1 protein-coding gene is annotated in these 1,986 nt (G+C 61.4%); it reads right to left on the bottom strand.

Annotation, left to right across the window (positions count from 1 at the left end):
- Positions 1 to 1,986 (bottom strand): non-ribosomal peptide synthetase (locus AC1DH9_RS28120; protein WP_477809234.1); only part of this gene is annotated, 1,986 nt, incomplete at both ends.

Here is a 1,986-nt window from a genome sequence, read left to right as displayed (position 1 = left end):
GCGCAGCGCTTTGCCCGGCACTGTCACGCACCAGGCACGCGACTTCGCTGGCGCCCCAGGCCAGCAGCGCCTCGACGATATGCACGCCGACAAAGCTATTGGCACCGGTAACGATGACCTTGTGCACATCGCCCATTCGGCTGACCGGCAAGGGCTGTACATCGAGCTCACGGAAGGCATCGGCCAGGGCCTTTTCGCTGAGCACTTCTTCGCCGGCAGAACCTCTGACCAGCGTGGCCAGCCTGGCGATGGTCGGGACTTCGATGAAGCGGTTGATCGAGATACTGCGTCCGAACTGCTCGCGTATTTGCAGCAACATGCGCGACAACAGGATCGAGTGCCCGCCCAGATTGAAGAAGTTTTCGTCGGTGGAAATGTCGCCTGCCGGCAACTCCAGCAGATCGGCCCAGAGCTCCAGCAGTTGCGACTCGTCGGCGGACTCGGGTAACCGACGCTGAAGGTTTTCGAGGACACTGACCGGCATCGCCAGCAGCGTCCGGCGATCGACTTTACCGTTGCTGGCGAACGGCATGTTCGCCAATTCAGTCCAGGCGGTGGGCTGCATGTAGTCCGGCAAGAACTGCTGGGCGTGAGCTTTCAGCGCTTCGCGTGCCGCGCCCGGCTGGTCTTCCTGGGGCTGTGCGAGGAACGCCAGAATCCGTCGATGACTGTCGATCACTACGGCCACCTGGCGGAACAACTGGCTGTCGCGCAGGCAGCGTTCGATTTCTTCCGGTTCGACCCGGTAGCCGCGGATCTTCACCTGATTGTCTCGTCGCCCACAGAGCTCGATGCCGTCGGCGGTCCACTTCGCCATATCGCCGGTGCGATAGGCACGCAGGCTTTGGCCGTCCGGCAAGGGCAATTGCAGGTAGCGCTCGGCGGTCTGCTGCGGGTTGTTCAAATAGCCCAGGCACACCCCCGGACCGACGATGTACAGCTCACCGACGGTCTGCTCGACCACGGGCTGAAAGTTCTCGTCGAGGATCAGCACCTGACTGTTGGCAATCGGTGCCCCGAGGCTGCGATTGCTGTCACCGACCTGCAGTTGTCGGGCGGTGATCAGCACCGTGGCTTCGGTCGGGCCATACAGGTTGTAGAGCTTGCCTTGCTGGGGCAGCTGTTTGATCACATGGGGTTCGCAGACGTCGCCACCGGTCATCACATGTGCAAGGTCGCGTAACTGATCCAACGGCAGAATGCTCAGCAGCGCTGGCGGCAGAAACGCGTGACTGAGCTGATGATGGCGGATCAATTCGACCAATTGCAGCGGGTCACGACGCTGGTCGTCGTTGGGTACGATCAGCTCGGCGCCCTGGATCAGCGCCGGAAATATATCGATCAACGAGGAGTCGAAACTCAGTGATGAAAACTGCAACACCCGACTACGTTCCGTCAGCCCGACGTAATCGGCATACCACGCGGTGAAGTGCCCGAGATTGTTCTGGCTGAGCAACACACCTTTGGGATGACCGGTGGTGCCCGATGTGTAGAGCGCCATACACGGCGCCTGGCTGCCGGGGCGCTGGCGCATCAGCGGCAAGCCTGGATTCGCCTCGCGGGCGTCGATACCACTGATGTCGAGCCCCGGCATCTCATTGCTCAGCGGGTGCAGGCCATCATGCAACAACAGCACGGCGCCGGCGTTCTCCAGGATGTACTGCTGACGTTGCAGCGGGTGGCTGGGTTCGAGTGGCAGGTACACCGCGCCACTGCCGAGGATCGCCAGAATGCCGGCAAACAATGCACTGGATTTTGGCAGGCAAATGCCCACGACCACCGGTCCCTCAACCGCTCGGTACTGCTCGATCAGTGGCAGCAGCCGTTGCTGAATTGCCAGGCTTTGGGTGTGCAAGTCCCTATAGCTGAGCACCTCACCGGCAATGTGCAGCGCCGGGCGTTCACGGAAGGTTTTGAAACTCTGTTCGAGCCGCTCGATCATCGGGATTTGCCCGAGTTGCAGCAGCTGCGGTTGCGCGTTGAGGT

Source organism: Pseudomonas sp. 05T35 (assembly GCF_056396605.1).
This window is presented reverse-complemented; position numbering and strand designations above follow the sequence as displayed.